This is a genomic window from Paenibacillus sp. NRS-1782, assembly GCF_050467685.1.
Taxonomy (GTDB): Bacteria; Bacillota; Bacilli; order Paenibacillales; family Paenibacillaceae; genus Paenibacillus; species Paenibacillus terrae_A.
This window is the reverse complement of sequence record NZ_JBITPH010000051.1, coordinates 64,923-81,331: the sequence shown is the minus strand read 5'-3', so window position 1 is coordinate 81,331 and position 16,409 is coordinate 64,923. Positions and strand designations below refer to the sequence as shown.

The following is a 16,409-nucleotide window of genomic DNA, read 5'->3' as shown; positions in this document are numbered from 1 at the left end:
CCCCATAAAGTTAGACAGGTTATATCATTAGGCAACTTGTTGGGCATGAGTTCGGTACTGTACCGGACTCATGCCTTTTAGTTTTGCCTTAATTCGCTTGTTATTGTAATAATCAATGTATATTGATAGCTCTTGTTTAAAATGTATGATACTTTCGAATTCCATTAAATACAGAAATTCAGATTTCATGATGCCGAAAAAGTTCTCGATGACGGCATTGTCGTAGCAGTTACCTTTACGGGACATACTTTGCTTGAGACCCCGTTCTTTGAGGGTGTGACGATACTGTTTCATCTGATAATGCCAACCTTGATCGGAATGAATCAGGGGCGTATCTTCATCCTTTAGTCGATTGAAGGATTGATCTAACATCGTTGAAACCAGGGAATAGACTGGCCTTGAGCCGATCGTATACGTAATGATTTCCCCATTATAAAGATCCAACATAGGAGATAAATATAGTTTTTCTCCAAATAATTTAAACTCAGTTATATCGGTAACCCACTTTTCATTTGGCTTTTCAGCGTGGAAGTTACGTTCTAAAATGTTTGGTGCAATCTTGCCAATCAAGCCTTTATATGAACGATACTTCTTCATGCGTACCAGGCTTTTTAAGCCTAATACCTTCATCAAACGTTGCACCTTCTTATGATTAACACGATGACCGCGATTCACTAACTCATCTCGAATACGGCGATAACCGTAACGCCCCTGATGCTCCTCGTAAATCGCTTGAATCATGTCTTTTAACTCAGAGTCTTTGTCTGACCTATCAAATGTATTCACCCAGTAGTAATACGTGCTACGTGGGATATCTGCAAACTGTAGGAGTGCTTTCACCGAAAATTCGTTCCTTAGTTCATAGACTGCTTGCGCTTTGTCTTGTTTGGTGATTTTTCCTTGTTTTGAACTAAGGCATTCAACTTTTTTAGATAAGCGTTCTCCATAAGCAAACGTCCTACCTCTTTTTGCAAAGCTTCTACAGATCCCTCTACAGGCCTTGTATCATTCAGTTGTTTAGTATCCTTTTTCATGGATGAGGGCCTTTCTTTCTTTGGTTGTAGGGCGTCTATTCCATGTAATTCTAAGCTTCTTTGCCAGCTTAAAAGGGTACTATGACTCGCAATATTAAATACCGCAGCCGTCTCTCTAATAGACGTTCCATATTTTTTTATATGATTAAGTACGTCTAGTTTATCCTGTACAGAATACGATGTATAGCGCTTTTTAAAGACCTCTTCACCATGGTACTCGTATTGTCTAATCCAATTTAATAGGACAGTATGATGGAGTCCTATCGATTTCGCAATCGATTCCATGCTTTCCGATCCATTTTGATAACGCATAACTGCTTGTAATTTTTCGTCCGGACTAAACTTAGCCATAGAAAAACTGCACCTCCAATGTTAGATGGTGTCTAACAATTGGGGTGCAGTTCACTACTCAGTGTAGAAGCTGTGGTCTTTTTGTTTTTTAATTATAGCTTTGCAAAAAAGAGGTTTAGAGTCTGAACATTCCGTCAAAGCTGTGGGTACAACAGGTAAGAATCAATTCCGGATGACAGTCCAGTGACGAGGCGATGGAACGATGAATCTGGCGGATATGCTGACATTTGCGGATATTGTGCATTTGAACAGAATCGCGGTGTATTACGAATGTGACTGTAAGCCCAATTCCAAACATGAGCTGATCCAGGGCATTTTGACAAAGCTCGGCAGCAGCAGTTTTTTTGAGATGCAGGTCAGGGAGCTGAAGTTGTCAGAGGTAAGGTTTTTGAACACACTGCTATTCGATGACCGACCTTATTTCAGTATGGAGGAATTGATTGCGGTTGCCAAACAATCTGCCGAGGAGGATGGGGATTCCGGTGAGCAACCGCGGGACATCGTGGCCCGTTTACGCAACAGTGGCTGGCTATTCAACGGTTCGACGCACAATACGAGGTATTTGTATCAAATTCCGTTGGACATGAAGGAGCGTTTCCGTCGTGTCATGGTGCAAGACTTGCAAAACGGAATGATCCGGGTAAGTGAGCCAACGTCGTACCGGGATGAAGGACATCTTTTGGCGGAGGATTTACGACTTTTCCTTCAGTACATGGAGCAGCATGAAGTTCCGCTTAACCCCGAGGGGGCTTGGTATCGTCGCAATCAGCAGCAGCTGATGGAGCATTTGCATATTGCGGAGCCGCTTTTGGGCAAAGGGGGCTGGCGTTTTGGATATGGCTCCTCCTTTAAGTTTTATCCCGACCGAATGGCATTGCTATATGATTATGCCCGTCACTCCAGGTTTATTGAGGAGAAGGGGGATCGTGTTGTGCTGACGGCAAAGGGGGAGGCACGCAGGGAGTACGCGATCGAGGATGAGATGATACAGCTATTCAGGTTTTGGTTAAGATTGTATAAAGGAGCCGTTCCCAATCTACTTTCTCTGGTCTACTGGATAGGAGAATGTGCCAGGCCCTGGACGTCCTCGGAGTCACTTTTTGTACATATCGGCCCGCTAATCAGACCGTTCTACTATGATACGCCCCGTTCGGTTTTTGATCAGAGAATTATACGAATGATGCTCCACTTGGGTATGCTTCGTCTGGGTGAGCATTCGACGGGGCCATCTGTACAGATGACCGCCTGGGGGCTGAAGCTGGCAGGGGAGTGCCGCATTGGGCGGAACGACACGGGCATGCGGCTCCATTGACAAGCAGCATACATGTTGGTAGAATTCACCCAAAATGAGAGGGTGAAGTTGATGCTGATTCACTATAACGGGAACATGCCACAGCTCCATTCATCTGTCTATGTGGCAGAAGGAGCAAAAATTGTCGGAAAGGTAATGATCGGCCAAGATTCCTCAGTTTGGTTCAATGCCGTACTGCGCGGGGATATGGCGCCTGTCATCATCGGTGAACGCTGCAATATCCAGGACGGTGTCGTGGGACATGTGAACACGGACCAGCCCCTGGTGCTGGCGGATGATATTTCGGTGGGACATGCTGCGGTTATCCATGGTTGTACGGTAGGCAAAGGCACTTTAATCGGTATGGGGGCTATTGTACTCAACGGAGCTGAGCTTGGTGAATATGCTTTAATAGGAGCAGGGTCGGTCGTTACGGAAAATACCAAAATACCACCCTATACTCTTTCTCTCGGTACACCTGCCAAAGTGGTGCGAGAATTGACAGACGCAGATTTGCAGCGGATGTCACGTACGGCACTCAGCTATGTAACGAAAGGAAAAGAATATAGGATCTCTTAAACTCATGTTGGAGGTGCATCCTATGGATAAAATGAAGGTTACTTATGAAGTAATGTTGGGTTTGTCTGCTGAAATGGTTTTGGACGAGGCATTACGTAAACACCGGAGTGAAAAGCTCTACAAGGATATTGATGAGGCGCTGGCCTCCGGAGATGAAGTAGCTTTTCGTCATCTTACGGATGAACTGAAAGCGATCAATTGAGCCGTTTCAGGAGATCTGACCTTGGGTAACAGACGAATTGGCAATACAAGACTATAATCATCAAGCCTGACCGTAGCAGAGGCCAGGTTTTTTTGATACGCTTTTATATGATATAGTCAATGTAGGATGGAGCCTGTACGGGGCATCTATCGTATGAACGGAGGATGAGGACGTGTCGTTGTCTTATTTATGGAGCCGGTCGTTCTTGACGAGCCGGCCTTTTTTGTGGCTGTTGTTCTGGTGTAACCTGGCTGGAACCGTGTATGGGTACATATGGTATGGAGGGCAATTGGAATACACACTAAACTACCACCCGATATGGCAGATTGTATTTGTACCTGATAGTCCGACGGCCAGCCTGTTTTTTACGATTTCTGTATTATTTTTGCTTTATCCTCCGCGTATGAAGGGCTTGAAGGTCATTCGCCAGCTGATGGAGGCGTTAGCTGTGGTTACGAGTGTAAAATACGGCATCTGGGCCTCAGCTATTATTTTTTGGGGTGTCGCGCAGGGAGGGCATATGATATGGCAGGATTGGATGCTGGTAGCATCTCATACGGCAATGGCAGTCGAAGCCTTGCTGTTCGTTCGTTTTTTTACCTGCAAATGGGCGGCTCTGTGCGTAGCAGCTTTGTGGACACTGTTAAATGATACGGTCGATTATACATTCGGCATATATCCGTATCTTCCGAGGACGCTAACGGATGATGTACCACAAGTGCGTACTTTTACCTATATGCTGACCCTTTTCAGTATCGCAGCCTCATGGCTTGCCATGTATGTGCGTGATCGAATGGCTTCCTCACTTAATAAGGCCAAATCATTGGAATAGTCTAATATTAATTTTATGATTTAATTTTTACGAACTGGAGAATTATTGATGGATATCGTTATAAATAAAAAAGAATATAGATTTAAAAAGGGAATTCGTGATGATCTTAAAATAAGAAAGAGCTTTAACCAATTAGCAAAACAAAGTTTTGATCTGAATTTTGAAGTTTGGCATGAATTAGGATTCTGGGATGAAAAATATATTCCTTATGTACTGTTAGATGGGGATTGCGTGGTGGCTAATGTATCTGTGAGTCTGATGGATTTTAGTTTGTCAGGTGAACAGAAGAAATTTATTCAAATCGGAACCGTAATGACAGATCCTAACTACAGGAATCAAGGACTGAGTCGCTTTTTGATAGAACGTGTATTACAGGATTGGCATGGGAATTGTGATGCAATGTATCTTTTTGCGAATGATGATGTGAAGGAGTTTTATCCTAAATTTGGTTTTTCTGCTGCACAAGAGTATCAATGTACCCGGAAAGCACCAGATAAAAGCATGGACGCTCCAGTTAAAAAATTGAACATGGAGGCGACGTCAGATTTACAGCTATTGAAAAGAAAATGTTCCTCTTTAAATCCTTATTCATATTTTTCTATGGAAAGCAGTGAATGGTTAATTTTGTTCTATTGCACCTCTTTTTTTAAAGATAAGGTGTTCTATATCCCTCTGTATGACACGATTGTCATTATGGATTTTGAAGAAAATATCATGAATTGTTACGATATTTTTGGAACGGGGGATATTCCTATAGAATTGATTTTATCTGTAGTCATGGAAAAAGAAACGAAGAAAATTGTTTTTGGCTTTACGCCAGAGCCGATGGACGGTTGCGAAATTTCTCTTCTGAATCAAGAAGATACCACACTATTTTATAGATCTAACAATGAAAGTATATGTACAGAACATAAACTGATGTTTCCTATTTTGTCACGGGCATAACCTGCCCTGGAAGATAGCAGCACGCTAAAGCCAAGTTCTAGTCCCTGTAACCTTGCCATACAGTAAGGTGAGGAGGGATGTCCCATGGTTTGGAGTCAGGCGTTTCGTGGTGTGCTGCGTGTCGTTTCGGGAGTTGTATTATCTATGGTCTTGTCGCTTTCCGTTTGTTTCCCTCCGGGCATTGCGGAAGCGCGGGATCAGCCCAAGTCCACCAGTAATGCAAAGGAAATAGAGGAACTGGATCGTGCGGCTGCGATGTTGTACCGGGATGTAATGGATGGGAATATTGAAAAAGCACGCGCCGATGTAGCGGAGGTAAGCCGATGGTTCAGCACGGGTCAGGTACAGGCTGCACTGTCTGTGGAGGCCATTCATGTTTTATCCGGCAGCATTCTTGAGGTACAGGAAGCTACACAATCCGTGCAAGCATCGCCGGATGAATGGGTGAAGGCCGCTGCCAATTTGCGACTTGCGGCAGATGCGATTGCACATCCGCGCCAGCCTTTATGGCAGCAGTATTATAAAATTTTAAAAGAAGATATCAGTGGCTTAAATAGCCAGTTTGCTAAAGGAAATATGAAAGGTTTCGCTGCTGGAGCAACAGTGCTGGAGGATCATTACGAGACGATCCGGACGGCGGCGTTGATCAGCGGTAAAACAACAGAGGTTGTTCGAGCAGATTCATGGATTTCTTACGTTAAAGGATTGGGAAATCAGCAAAATGTGGATGCTTCAGCGATTAGAGGGGCACTAGAGCAGGGAAACCCGACGTTTAATGCCTTGTTTGGACGTGAAAAAGACGCTACTGCGCTGGCTCCATTCATCCCATATGAAAGCGAGCGACGAGCAGAACTGGCAATCGGGCTGATGATTCTGCTGACACTTGCTTATGTGGGGTACCGTAAATATCGATCCGGTTTCTCCAGTTAAGACTGAAATGCTGCAACGAACTTCGCTGCCATTGATCCAATGAATATACGCCTGACCACTTGCCCGGAATTCCGGGCTATTCCTCTTTGAAGCCCTCCCCGTGTACATCATGCACATCCTGAATGATGATGAACGCTCGTGGATCAACCGACTTCACAATTTGATGCAAACGCCGTATTTCCTGACGGGATACCACGCAGTATGCAACATGCTTGGTCTGCTTCGAAAATGCCCCTATAGCCGGAATGATAGTAACACCGCGATCCATATCCTGTGTAATAATATCCACAATATCCATCGTATGGTCACTGATAATCATGAAGGCTCTGGCTGAATAGGCTCCTTCCTGTATAAAATCAATAATCTTGGACGCGATAAACACAGCGACCAGCGTATACAGGATTTTTTCCTTGGGTATGTACAGCAGCGATGCGCCGATGATGACGATATCAATCACCAGCAAAATTCTCCCCATACTCCATCCAAACTTCCGGTTCAAAATACGAGCAATAATATCCGACCCGCCAGTGGTACCGCCAAACCGGAATACGATGCCCAATCCTGCCCCGAGCGTAACCCCGGCATATAATGAAGAAAGTATAAAATCGTGTTCAGTCTGAAATGTGCCCATCCACCCGAGGTGAATCATTTTTTCAAACAACCACAGAAAAAAAGTGAGCGCCCCGATGCCGACTCCGGTATAAATAATTTGCTTGCCGCCAAGCATTTTCCATCCAATTAAAAATAGAGGAATGTTCAGGAGCAATGTGGAGAGGGATGGAGATATCGAGAAAGCATAGTTCAGCAGGAGGGTGATGCCTGTGATGCCGCCTTCCATCAGCTTGCTGGGTATAATGAAATAAAGCAGGCCAAATGCATAAATAGCAGTGCCGAGCACAATGGGTAATATGATTTTAAGCTGTTCAATAGACTTGGATGTTTTCATATAATCCCTCACAATGGCAAATTAAGATGAACGATTTGATATTGATTTTGGAGCAGATCGTAGATCCTTATGTTTAGTATACCTTTTTATGGTAGCTTTAAAAGACAGACCATTACAAGACGTGAGTAATTTCACATTAAAAAATATTTGTTTTCAAATGTGCTTTACGATAACATATGAATAAACCTGCACATTAGAGGGGATTGTGTTTCATGGAAAAATCGCTTGATGAAATTCAACGTGAGGTAGACCAATATATTTCCCAATTCAAAGAAGGATATTTCAGCCCGCTGGCAATGCTGGCCCGGATGTCCGAGGAAGTCGGGGAGCTGGCCAGAGAAGTCAATCATTCCTTTGGCGAGAAACCGAAAAAAACGGATGAGGCCGACAATTCGATTGAGCTGGAATTGGGGGACATTTTGTTCATCACGGTCTGCTTTGCAAACTCGCTTGGTATTAATTTGACCGATGCTCATGATAAGGTCATGCATAAATTTAACACACGTGATGCAAATCGCTGGACCAAAAAGGACACCGTTTAGGCGTTTTGTACATATGCTGTACCAAACCGGTTACCCGGAGGTGCAGTGTCATGAAGGCGGAGGAATACGTTCAGAAAGCTTATCAGTGTATTTTACAGAACGATTTTGAGCAGGCCGTGGAATGGTTTGAAAAAGCGATTTCCACCCAGCCTGATCACGCGGAGCATTATTTCCGCTGTTCGGTCACCTATGCCCGCAGCGGGCGGATAGAGCAAGCGCTTGCTTATGCGGGCGATGCAGTTCGTCTGGCTCCGCAGCAGGATGAATATGTGTTGCATTTGCATACGCTGGAGGCCAGACAGCAGACGGAGAAGGCCAGAAAAATGCTGGATGTCGACAGAGCTACGCCACAGGTGCGCAGAGATGCAATCCTGCTGCTTGAACGGGCGATTGCCCTTGATCCGCTATGTGGTGACGCTTTTATGCTGCTTGCATTGGTTTATGATGAAATGAACGAATATAAGCTGGCTGTGCAGGCTGCTCGTGAGGCGGCTGCGTTGTTTCCTCACAATGAACAGCTTGCCAATCTCATGAAGAAGTTATGCCAGCAAATGAATGAACAGATCTAGCATGAATTGATGCATAAGGAGTTGTAAGAATGCCAGAGCAAATAAAAGTGGCTGTCGTTGGAGCAGCTGGTCGTATGGGCCGTGAGGTTGTAAAATTGGTTCTCCAGGATGAAGAACTTCAGCTGGTAGCTGCAGTAAACAGAACGCATGCCGGCAGTGATGCCGGCCTTCTCGTCGGACTTCCGGAAGCGGGCGTCGCTATTATGGAGGATGTTGAGCAGGCTTTGCTGGATAGTCGTCCGGATGTGATGGTAGATTTTACAGGTCCTCGTTTTGCGTACGCACATACAACGCTTGCCATCAAGCATGGCGTTCGTCCTGTTATCGGGACAACGGGATTTACACCGGAGCAGATTGATGAACTGGACAAGCAGTGTCGGGAACAGCAAATTGGCGGTCTGATTGCGCCTAACTTTTCAATAGGAGTTATTTTGATGATGCGGTTTGCTGCTCAAGCTGCTAAATACTTCCCTCATTTGGAGATTATCGAATATCACGGCGATCAGAAATTGGACGCGCCATCGGGAACGGCAATTAAGACCGCAGAACTGATCGCTGAGCAGCGTCAGGAGTTGCGTCAAGGGAGCCCGGAGGAGGAGGAAACGCTCGAAGGATCACGCGGCGGCTACTACCAAGGTTTCCGTATCCACAGTGTCCGTCTTCCGGGTGTATTCGCACAACAGGAAGTTATTTTTGGAGGATTTGGACAATCCCTCAAGATTCGTCAGGACTCTTACGAACGAGCAGGCTACATGCCCGGCGTCAAAATCGGCATTCAAAAGGTAATGGAGCAGCCTGGACTTGTATATGGATTTGAGCATTACATGGATTAAGAATAACGCGAATGAATGGACGAACGGTGATTACAGAATGAGGCAGGGGGAATTTCGAATGTTCAAGATTGCATTTATAGCGCATGACCGCAAAAAAGATGAAATGGTTAACTTTATAACCGCGTATGAGCATGTTTTTACAGGACATCAATTGTATTCAACAGGTACAACGGGTCTGCGCATTATGGAGCAAACGAAGCTTCAAATTCACCGTTACATGTCAGGACCGCTCGGAGGGGACCAGCAAATCGGAGCCATGGTCGCGCAAAATGATATGGATCTGATTATCTTCCTGCGTGATCCGCTAATGGCACAGCCGCATGAGCCGGATATTAATGCGTTGCTGCGTCTGTGTGACGTACAGGGTATTCCTTTGGCGACGAACGTCGCGACAGCTGAAATATTGGTTAAAGCGCTGGACCGGGGCGACTTTGCTTGGCGTGAGCTGGTACATAAATATAAACCAGGCATTGATCAGCAGGATGGTATAAAATGACACTGGACATATTGATTTTTGGAGCTCATGCCGATGATGCTGAAATTGGTATGGGAGGTACGATTGCCAAGCATACAGCCGCTGGTTTAAGGGTGGGCGTGTGTGATTTGACGCGTGCGGAAATGTCATCCAATGGCGATGTAGATACCCGCATGGCAGAAGCTGAGGACGCTTCAAAAGTGCTGGGCCTTGCTGAGCGGACGAATCTGGGACTGCCTGATCGAGGTTTGTATGTGACACCTGAGAATGTAGCCGCAGTGACCACGGAAATTCGGCGTCATGCTCCGAGAATCGTATTTGCTCCCTACTGGGAGGATCGGCACCCGGATCATGTCATGTGTAGCAAGCTGGTGGAGGAAGCGGTGTTTAACGCCAAGCTGCGGCGATTGATGCCGGAACAGCCTGCGGTGCTGGTCGAGCAATTATATTTTTATTTCATTAATGATATCGGCAGAACGGATCTGATTGTGGACATTACGGAGCATGTTGAAGCCAAAGAGCAGGCATTACTATGCTATGCTTCCCAATTTCAGGCTGCACAGGGTAAAGACACGGTATCCACGCCATTAAACCAGGGGTATGTCGAGCGTGTAAAAGCCCGGGATTCGTTGTTGGGTCAGCGTAAGCTGATTTCGTATGCAGAGGGTTTTGCGTCCAAAACGCCTCATCTGGTTAAGCTATTCACATAAGGGATTATAAAAATCCAGACACATAAACAATAAACAGAATCCGTTCGTGTAGCGGTTATAGATACGCACTGATTGGTGCGGCACCGACATTGAAAAGTCATTACCGGTGGACGGAAGGAGGCAGCTTAACTTGAATGACAAATTGAAAATCGGAATTACCTGCTATCCGTCGTTAGGCGGTTCCGGCGTAGTGGCTACAGAACTGGGCAAGCTGCTTGCCGAAAAAGGGCATGAGGTCCATTTTATTGCCAACAGTATTCCGTTCAGATTAGGCGGGGAATTCCAAAAAAATATTTTTTATCATGAGGTTGAGGTTAACGACTATTATGTATTCAGATATCCGCCTTATGATCTGTCGCTGGCGACCAAAATGGCTCAGGTCGCACAAATGAAAAATTTGGATGTACTCCATGTTCACTATGCCGTACCGCATGCGGTATGTGCTTATTTGGCCAAAGAAATGGTGGGTGACCATCTCAAAGTGGTAACCACGCTTCACGGTACGGACATTACGGTGTTGGCGCAGGATGAATCTTTGAAGGATCTAATCCGGCTAGCGATTAACAAAAGTGACGCGGTAACAGCGGTTTCGAAGGATTTGATTCGGGAGACGATAGATGCGCTGGAGATTACACGCCCGATTGATTTGACCTACAATTTTGTGGATAAAAGAGTGTATTATCCGCGGGATGCAGCTGCGCTACGGAGAGATTTTGCCCAGCCTAATGAAAAGATTATGATGCACATTTCAAACTTCCGTCCGGTCAAAAGAGTGGGGGACGTGCTGGATATATTTGAAAGAGTGCAACGCAAAGTACCTGCAAAGCTGCTGTTGGTTGGGGAAGGACCCGACCTTCCAAAAATTCGCTGCAAAATTGAAAGCTTGGGCTTGCAGGATAAAGTATTCTTTTTGGGCAAGCAGGATCAGATCGCTGAAGTGATTTCCATGGCGGATGTGCTGCTGCTTCCATCGGAAAAAGAAAGCTTTGGACTGGTTGCACTGGAAGCGATGGCTTGTGGAGTACCAACGATTGGTTCCGAGGCAGGAGGAGTGCCTGAGCTGGTTGTTCACGGGAGTACAGGTTATCTTGCTGAAATCGGCAATACGGAGAGGATGGCGGAATATGCGGTGCAGCTGTTATCGGACGAAGCGATGGCAGAGCGTTTTCGTGAAGCCTGTCTGGTGCGGGCTCGTACTGTATTCTGTGATAAGCTGATTACCCGTCATTATGAGGAAATATATTACCGTGTGTTGGGACGCGAGGTGCCGGATCTTAAACCGATGAGCGTTTAAGAAGGCGGACTCGCGTCCGTTTTTTGTATGTTAAGTCTTTTGAAAACTTTATAAGCAAAGGGGGAAACCCTGTGAAAATAAACACTTGGCAATATGCTGACCCAGAAATGGCTATTCATGGAAAGGAAGTCATTCATACACTAACCACAACCGGCTACGAGGCTTACTGGGTCGGCGGTTGTGTGCGGGATGAACTATTAGGACGCGCTATTCATGATATGGATATGACCACATCGGCTGAACCGGAACAGGTCATAGCACTGTTCCCCCATGTCATTCCAACTGGAATTCAGCATGGGACGGTTACGGTGATGCAGGGCGGGCATCCGTTCGAGGTGACCACTTTTCGAACAGAGAGCGGTTATACCGATCATCGCCGTCCGACAGAAGTCGCTTTCGTGAAGGATATCCGCGAAGACCTGATGCGGCGGGATTTCACGATGAACGCGATTGCAATGGATGAACAAGGGAAAAGGGTGGACCCGTTCGGAGGGAAAGCCGATTTACGCGCCGCTATTGTTCGTTGTGTGGGACGAGCCGAGGAACGTTTCGAAGAGGACGGGCTGCGAATGCTGCGTTGCATTCGTTTTGCCTCCGTATTCCGGTTTCGTATAGCCTACAACACATGGAAAGGCATGATCCGTCGTAAAGAGGGACTTCGTTACATTGCGATGGAACGCGTGCGGGCTGAGCTGGAAAAGATGCTGGCAGGACCGGACCCGTTGCGTGGACTGGAAATGCTGGGTCGCAGCGGCTTGCTCGCGCGTACGAAGGCTCCCGTTCCCTGGGAACAATGTGAAGCACAGGCGCTTAGCGGGATGGTACAACTGCCGGAAGAACTACGATGGGGTTTGCTGCTGCTGTCTTGCAGACTTACCTCAGAGGCAGCGGATGAGCTGTTAAGAGCATGGACTTTCTCCAACGCTGTACGTTTGCGGCTGGTACATCTGTTAGAATGGGAGCGTGAGCTAACGGACAGGGCTGTTGGGATAGCAGACAGTTCCACTTCAGTGGAAGATGAAGGAATCAACGATGAGGCGCTACGCCGTAGTTGGATTCGACTGTTAATTAAATGGGGACGGGATACCTCGTCAGACTGGCTTGAGCTTTACAAAACACTGCCTGCTTCGTTCCGCAAATTACCGCCACAGGCAGAAAAGCAAGTAGCGAGAATGGCTGAACTGGCAGAAGCGTGGACGAAGCAAACCGCAGTCGTTCGTATCAAAGATTTAAATATTACAGGAAATGAACTGGTTCAGGCGATGAATCAACCGGGTGGTCCTTGGCTCGGTCAGACAATGGAACGACTTTTGCTGGCGACCGCCTGCGGAGATATTCCAAATGTAACAGAAGCATTGCTTCAAGAAGCGAAACGGGTGATGAGCAGTGAATAATCATGAAAGACTGTTAGGCATACTGGAGGAAGATACATCAGATTATGTATCCGGGGAGGAAATCAGCCGCCGCCTCTCGGTGAGCCGTACAGCCGTATGGAAGCAGATCAACAAACTGCGTGAGCTGGGCTACAACATTGAAGCTTCCTCGCGTAGGGGTTATCGGATTGTGTCCCGACCCGATCGACTGGAAGTCTCTAAACTGGCATATATGCTAAATACCCAATCGTTCGGACAACGTATAGTTGTGCTGGACTCGACGGTCTCTACCCAGCAGGATGCGATGCGTCTGGCAGAAGAGGGTGCACAGCAGGGGACGGTAGTTCTGGCGGAGGAACAGACGGCGGGCCGGGGACGTTTGGGCCGAAAGTGGTTTTCACCTCGGGGCAAAGGCATCTGGATGAGCATTGTGTTGCGACCAAGCCAGCCCTTGGCCTTCACTCCACAGTTAACGCTGCTTACAGGCGTAGCGGTATGCAGAGCCATTCGTCGGTTGACGGGTGTGGAAGCTGGCATCAAATGGCCGAATGACCTGCTTGTTCATGGGCGCAAAGTGTGTGGTATTCTGCTGGAATCTGCAACAGAGGATCAACGGGTCCGCTACTGTATTGCAGGTATTGGCATTGATGTTAATTTAAATACAGAGGATTACCCAGAAGAGCTGTCACGGTTGGGGACATCCCTGAAAATAGAGGCTGGTCGCGAAATTGATCGTACTGCACTGATTGTCGCTGTGCTCGAAGAGATGGAGCAGCTATGTGCGCTATATGCGGATCAGGGCTTTAAGCCTATTGCTATGCTGTGGGAGGCGCTATCCGTGACGATGAATCGCTTCGTGCGGGCACATACGGGACAAGGAAAAGCGGTGGAAGGTACAGCCGTTGGTTTGGACCCTTCCGGTGCGCTAGTGATTGAAACGAAGCAAGGAGAGCGAATACAGGTCGTTTCCGGTGATGTACAATTGCAGGTGTAGCCTTAGCTGAGCATAGCGACTATAATTGTTCTTTTTCTATGCAAAATTTCACGTGAAAAAGCGGATGTTTTTTGTTATACTGTGCAGGAGGCGGCATCGGACGGTCCGAGCTGCACTCCGGGGCACATGCTCCACCACTGCAAGCAAGTTAGACCATCATAACTTCATTTGAAGGTTACGTTGGATTCTGCTCTGAGCCGAACAGGACCGAGACAGAAGGGACGATCTCAAAATGAGTGTCTTTTTTGGCTGTTCGGACCTTTTGATGACGCAATTGTACAGGCGCTCATAAAAGGTTATTTTTTGTGCCAAAAAAAGATGGAAGGGAGCCATGTACCATGGCAGGCAAGCAAGCACTGAATATTGTGAAAATGAAAAAAATGAAGCAGGAGGGCATTCCGCTGAGTATGCTGACCGCCTATGATTATCCCTCGGCTAAAATAGCCGAAGAGGCGGGAATTGACATGATTCTCGTGGGTGACTCGCTGGGCAACGTCGTACTCGGCTATGATTCGACCATTCCCGTAACACTGGATGACATCGTGTATCATTCCCGAGCGGTAGCCAGAGGCGCGGAGCATACGTTTATTGTAGCGGACATGCCGTTTATGACATATCACAGCAGCGTATCGGAAAGCCTTCAGGGCATCCGTCGGCTGATGCAAGAAGGACATGCGCATGCTGTCAAATTGGAGGGCGGTACAGAGATTGCCGACGTCGTAAAAGCGACTGTTCAGGCAGGCGTGCCCGTACTTGGTCATATCGGTCTTACACCACAGTCGGTCAATCAACTTGGCGGCTACCGCATTCAAGGCAAGGACGAAGCGGACGCACGGCGGCTGCTGGCAGACGCCAAGGCGCTGGAGCAGGCGGGTGCCTTTGGCATCGTGCTGGAATTGGTGACTGAGGAAGTGGCAACGGCTATTTCCAAAGAACTATCCATTCCGACCATCGGAATTGGTGCAGGACGCGGATGTGACGGTCAGGTGCTTGTTTATCACGATCTGATTCAATATGCTTCACCTTATTACAACAAACGTTTTGTCAAAACCTATGCCGATGTTGGCGGCTTGATTCGCACCAGCATTGAGCAGTATGTGAGCGATGTGAAGGGACGAGCCTTCCCGGCTAAAGAGCATGTGTTCAGCGCCGACGACAGCGTTGTAGAGGCTCTCTACGGACACAAGATAGAGCAGGCAAAGGTGGAATCTCGGTCATGATTATCGTAAGAGAAGTGGCTCAGCTTCGACAGGCAATTGCTGAACGTCGGCAGCTTGGTGCTGCTACACAGCAACATACAGTCGGCTTTGTGCCGACGATGGGGTATTTGCATGAAGGCCATGCAAGTTTAATGCACAAAGCGCGTGAAATGGCAGATACGGTGGTACTGAGCATTTTCGTCAACCCGATTCAATTCGGGCCTAATGAAGATCTCGACAGCTACCCCCGCGATGAAGAGCGTGATTTGGAGGTGGCGCGGCGTGAAGGTGTGGATATCGTATTTTTGCCAACTGTAGCAGAAATGTATCCGCAGCCAACCCGTACGAAAATTCGCGTATCCTCTTTAACGGATCGGTTATGTGGTGCTTCACGTCCAGGGCATTTTGACGGTGTGACCACCGTGGTTGCCAAGCTTTTTAATATGGTAGGTCCTGATCTGGCCTTCTTCGGCATGAAGGACGCGCAGCAGGTAGCGGTGCTCCAGCAGATGGTGACCGACCTCAATATGAATGTCACCATCGTTCCTTGCCCCATCGTCAGAGAGGCCGACGGTTTGGCCCTCAGCTCGCGTAATGTGTATTTGAGCGCGGAACAGCGAGAGCAGGCGTTGGTACTGTCACATTCACTGCGTAAGGTGTGTGAAGTGAGCGAGGATGTTGTGCAAAACTCGCTTACGATCCTTCAGCTGTACCAAATGGTGGAGTCCACTATTACTTCTTCACCTTTGGCAGACATTGACTACATTGAAATCTTAACCTTCCCCGGCCTGGAGCCCCTTCCTCCCGAGCAGCGGCTAAGCGATGTTGAAGAAGACATCATTGTAGCCCTGGCTGTAAAGTTTGGGAACACCCGGCTGATTGACAATATAAGAATACAGAAGGCGGAGGTGCTCTCCCATGTTTAGAACGATGATGAAATCCAAAATTCACCGGGCGACGGTTACCGAAGCCAACCTCAACTATGTGGGTAGTATTACCATTGATGAGGATTTAATGGAGACTTCCGATCTGCTGGAGAATGAAAAGGTACAAATTGTGAACAATAACAACGGAGCCCGGCTGGAAACCTACGTTATTCCAGGACCGCGTGGCAGCGGCGTAATTTGTCTCAACGGCGCAGCAGCGCGTCTGGTGCAGCCTGGAGATACGGTCATTATTATTTCCTACGCTTCCATGTCGAATGAAGAGGCCAAAACATACAAACCGACCGTTGTATTCGTCGATGAACATAATAAACCGGCCCAAACGGCCAACAAGGAAGTACACGCCACGATCTTGTAATGAATGGG

Annotated in this window: 19 protein-coding genes; 17 read left to right on the top strand and 2 right to left on the bottom strand. The window is 47.3% G+C overall.

Annotation, left to right across the window (positions count from 1 at the left end; translation table 11 throughout):
* Positions 1 to 27 precede the first annotated feature (27 nt).
* Positions 28 to 1,385 (bottom strand): IS3 family transposase gene (locus ACIFQM_RS19950; RefSeq protein ID WP_430042799.1). Its coding sequence is split into 2 segments (ribosomal slippage): positions 28 to 932 and positions 932 to 1,385, totalling 1,359 coding nucleotides; the frame shifts between segments, so codons are not numbered across the junction.
* 202 nt (positions 1,386 to 1,587) lie between these two features.
* Here ACIFQM_RS19950 and ACIFQM_RS19945 point away from each other — a divergent pair.
* The 6 genes from ACIFQM_RS19945 to ACIFQM_RS19920 all read left to right on the top strand — a co-directional run bounded on the left by ACIFQM_RS19945 (position 1,588) and on the right by ACIFQM_RS19920 (position 6,164).
* Positions 1,588 to 2,697, top strand: a complete 1,110-nt coding sequence (locus ACIFQM_RS19945) for a hypothetical protein (protein WP_430066014.1) — start codon at positions 1,588 to 1,590, stop codon at positions 2,695 to 2,697.
* A 51-nt stretch (positions 2,698 to 2,748) separates the two neighbouring features.
* Positions 2,749 to 3,255, top strand: a complete 507-nt coding sequence (locus ACIFQM_RS19940; protein ID WP_430042802.1) for a gamma carbonic anhydrase family protein — start codon at positions 2,749 to 2,751, stop codon at positions 3,253 to 3,255.
* A gap of 22 nt (positions 3,256 to 3,277) precedes the next feature.
* Entirely contained in the window at positions 3,278 to 3,457 is a 180-nt protein-coding gene (locus ACIFQM_RS19935) for an IDEAL domain-containing protein (protein ID WP_025682222.1), read from the top strand.
* A gap of 172 nt (positions 3,458 to 3,629) precedes the next feature.
* Positions 3,630 to 4,289 (top strand): DUF1405 domain-containing protein, encoded by a 660-nt coding sequence (locus tag ACIFQM_RS19930; protein ID WP_430066012.1) that lies wholly within the window; start codon positions 3,630 to 3,632, stop codon positions 4,287 to 4,289.
* Positions 4,290 to 4,337: 48 nt separating this feature from the next.
* Positions 4,338 to 5,234 carry a GNAT family N-acetyltransferase gene (locus ACIFQM_RS19925; protein ID WP_430066010.1) on the top strand — a complete coding sequence of 299 codons (897 nt, stop codon included), beginning with the start codon at positions 4,338 to 4,340 and terminating at the stop codon, positions 5,232 to 5,234.
* A gap of 84 nt (positions 5,235 to 5,318) precedes the next feature.
* Entirely contained in the window at positions 5,319 to 6,164 is an 846-nt protein-coding gene (locus tag ACIFQM_RS19920; RefSeq protein WP_430046360.1) for a sporulation protein YpjB, read from the top strand.
* 76 nt (positions 6,165 to 6,240) lie between these two features.
* Here the strand turns inward: ACIFQM_RS19920 and ACIFQM_RS19915 are convergent, their stop codons facing one another.
* Positions 6,241 to 7,110: a YitT family protein gene (locus ACIFQM_RS19915; RefSeq protein WP_430042809.1), complete on the bottom strand. Its 870-nt coding sequence runs from the start codon at positions 7,108 to 7,110 to the stop codon at positions 6,241 to 6,243.
* A 212-nt stretch (positions 7,111 to 7,322) separates the two neighbouring features.
* On the opposite strand from ACIFQM_RS19915, the gene ACIFQM_RS19910 reads away from it, so the two are divergent.
* The 11 genes from ACIFQM_RS19910 (at position 7,323) to panD (ending at position 16,401) form a co-directional block, all read left to right on the top strand.
* A complete protein-coding gene (locus tag ACIFQM_RS19910; RefSeq protein WP_044648452.1) occupies positions 7,323 to 7,652 on the top strand; it encodes a nucleotide pyrophosphohydrolase in 330 nt (109 codons plus the stop codon).
* A 50-nt stretch (positions 7,653 to 7,702) separates the two neighbouring features.
* Positions 7,703 to 8,221, top strand: coding sequence for a tetratricopeptide repeat protein (locus tag ACIFQM_RS19905; RefSeq protein ID WP_430042811.1), 519 nt, complete (start codon positions 7,703 to 7,705; stop codon positions 8,219 to 8,221).
* A 29-nt stretch (positions 8,222 to 8,250) separates the two neighbouring features.
* On the top strand, positions 8,251 to 9,054 hold the full coding sequence (dapB, locus tag ACIFQM_RS19900) for a 4-hydroxy-tetrahydrodipicolinate reductase (protein WP_430042812.1): 804 nt from the start codon (positions 8,251 to 8,253) through the stop codon (positions 9,052 to 9,054).
* A gap of 58 nt (positions 9,055 to 9,112) precedes the next feature.
* A complete protein-coding gene (mgsA, locus tag ACIFQM_RS19895) occupies positions 9,113 to 9,550 on the top strand; it encodes a methylglyoxal synthase (RefSeq protein WP_430042815.1) in 438 nt (145 codons plus the stop codon).
* On the top strand, positions 9,547 to 10,239 hold the full coding sequence (gene bshB1, locus ACIFQM_RS19890) for a bacillithiol biosynthesis deacetylase BshB1 (protein ID WP_430042817.1): 693 nt from the start codon (positions 9,547 to 9,549) through the stop codon (positions 10,237 to 10,239). Before mgsA ends, bshB1 begins: the two co-directional genes overlap by 4 nt.
* A 130-nt stretch (positions 10,240 to 10,369) precedes the next feature.
* Positions 10,370 to 11,533, top strand: a complete 1,164-nt coding sequence (bshA, locus tag ACIFQM_RS19885; RefSeq protein WP_430042820.1) for an N-acetyl-alpha-D-glucosaminyl L-malate synthase BshA — start codon at positions 10,370 to 10,372, stop codon at positions 11,531 to 11,533.
* A gap of 71 nt (positions 11,534 to 11,604) precedes the next feature.
* Positions 11,605 to 12,927, top strand: a complete 1,323-nt coding sequence (locus ACIFQM_RS19880; protein ID WP_430066008.1) for a CCA tRNA nucleotidyltransferase — start codon at positions 11,605 to 11,607, stop codon at positions 12,925 to 12,927.
* Positions 12,920 to 13,900, top strand: a complete 981-nt coding sequence (locus ACIFQM_RS19875; protein WP_430046354.1) for a biotin--[acetyl-CoA-carboxylase] ligase — start codon at positions 12,920 to 12,922, stop codon at positions 13,898 to 13,900. Before ACIFQM_RS19880 ends, ACIFQM_RS19875 begins: the two co-directional genes overlap by 8 nt.
* 338 nt (positions 13,901 to 14,238) lie before the next feature.
* Positions 14,239 to 15,120 carry a 3-methyl-2-oxobutanoate hydroxymethyltransferase gene (gene panB, locus ACIFQM_RS19870; protein WP_430042825.1) on the top strand — a complete coding sequence of 294 codons (882 nt, stop codon included), beginning with the start codon at positions 14,239 to 14,241 and terminating at the stop codon, positions 15,118 to 15,120.
* Positions 15,117 to 16,025: a pantoate--beta-alanine ligase gene (gene panC, locus ACIFQM_RS19865; protein ID WP_430042826.1), complete on the top strand. Its 909-nt coding sequence runs from the start codon at positions 15,117 to 15,119 to the stop codon at positions 16,023 to 16,025. The genes panB and panC overlap by 4 nt, the downstream gene beginning before the upstream one ends.
* A complete protein-coding gene (panD, locus tag ACIFQM_RS19860; RefSeq protein ID WP_430042828.1) occupies positions 16,018 to 16,401 on the top strand; it encodes an aspartate 1-decarboxylase in 384 nt (127 codons plus the stop codon). The genes panC and panD overlap by 8 nt, the downstream gene beginning before the upstream one ends.
* The last annotated feature ends 8 nt before the right edge of the window (positions 16,402 to 16,409 follow it).

Bases quoted from the DNA above. Each gene is read 5' to 3' on its own strand.
- panD (WP_430042828.1), top strand. From the start codon at position 16,018: ATGTTTAGAACGATGATGAAATCCAAAATTCACCGGGCGACGGTTACC.
- ACIFQM_RS19945 (WP_430066014.1), top strand. From the start codon at position 1,588: ATGAATCTGGCGGATATGCTGACATTTGCGGATATTGTGCATTTGAAC.
- dapB (WP_430042812.1), top strand. From the start codon at position 8,251: ATGCCAGAGCAAATAAAAGTGGCTGTCGTTGGAGCAGCTGGTCGTATG.
- ACIFQM_RS19910 (WP_044648452.1), top strand. From the start codon at position 7,323: ATGGAAAAATCGCTTGATGAAATTCAACGTGAGGTAGACCAATATATT.
- ACIFQM_RS19905 (WP_430042811.1), top strand. From the start codon at position 7,703: ATGAAGGCGGAGGAATACGTTCAGAAAGCTTATCAGTGTATTTTACAG.
- bshB1 (WP_430042817.1), top strand. From the start codon at position 9,547: ATGACACTGGACATATTGATTTTTGGAGCTCATGCCGATGATGCTGAA.
- mgsA (WP_430042815.1), top strand. From the start codon at position 9,113: ATGTTCAAGATTGCATTTATAGCGCATGACCGCAAAAAAGATGAAATG.
- panB (WP_430042825.1), top strand. From the start codon at position 14,239: ATGGCAGGCAAGCAAGCACTGAATATTGTGAAAATGAAAAAAATGAAG.
- ACIFQM_RS19940 (WP_430042802.1), top strand. From the start codon at position 2,749: ATGCTGATTCACTATAACGGGAACATGCCACAGCTCCATTCATCTGTC.
- ACIFQM_RS19920 (WP_430046360.1), top strand. From the start codon at position 5,319: ATGGTTTGGAGTCAGGCGTTTCGTGGTGTGCTGCGTGTCGTTTCGGGA.
- panC (WP_430042826.1), top strand. From the start codon at position 15,117: ATGATTATCGTAAGAGAAGTGGCTCAGCTTCGACAGGCAATTGCTGAA.
- ACIFQM_RS19915 (WP_430042809.1), bottom strand. From the start codon at position 7,110: ATGAAAACATCCAAGTCTATTGAACAGCTTAAAATCATATTACCCATT.
- ACIFQM_RS19925 (WP_430066010.1), top strand. From the start codon at position 4,338: ATGGATATCGTTATAAATAAAAAAGAATATAGATTTAAAAAGGGAATT.
- ACIFQM_RS19935 (WP_025682222.1), top strand. From the start codon at position 3,278: ATGGATAAAATGAAGGTTACTTATGAAGTAATGTTGGGTTTGTCTGCT.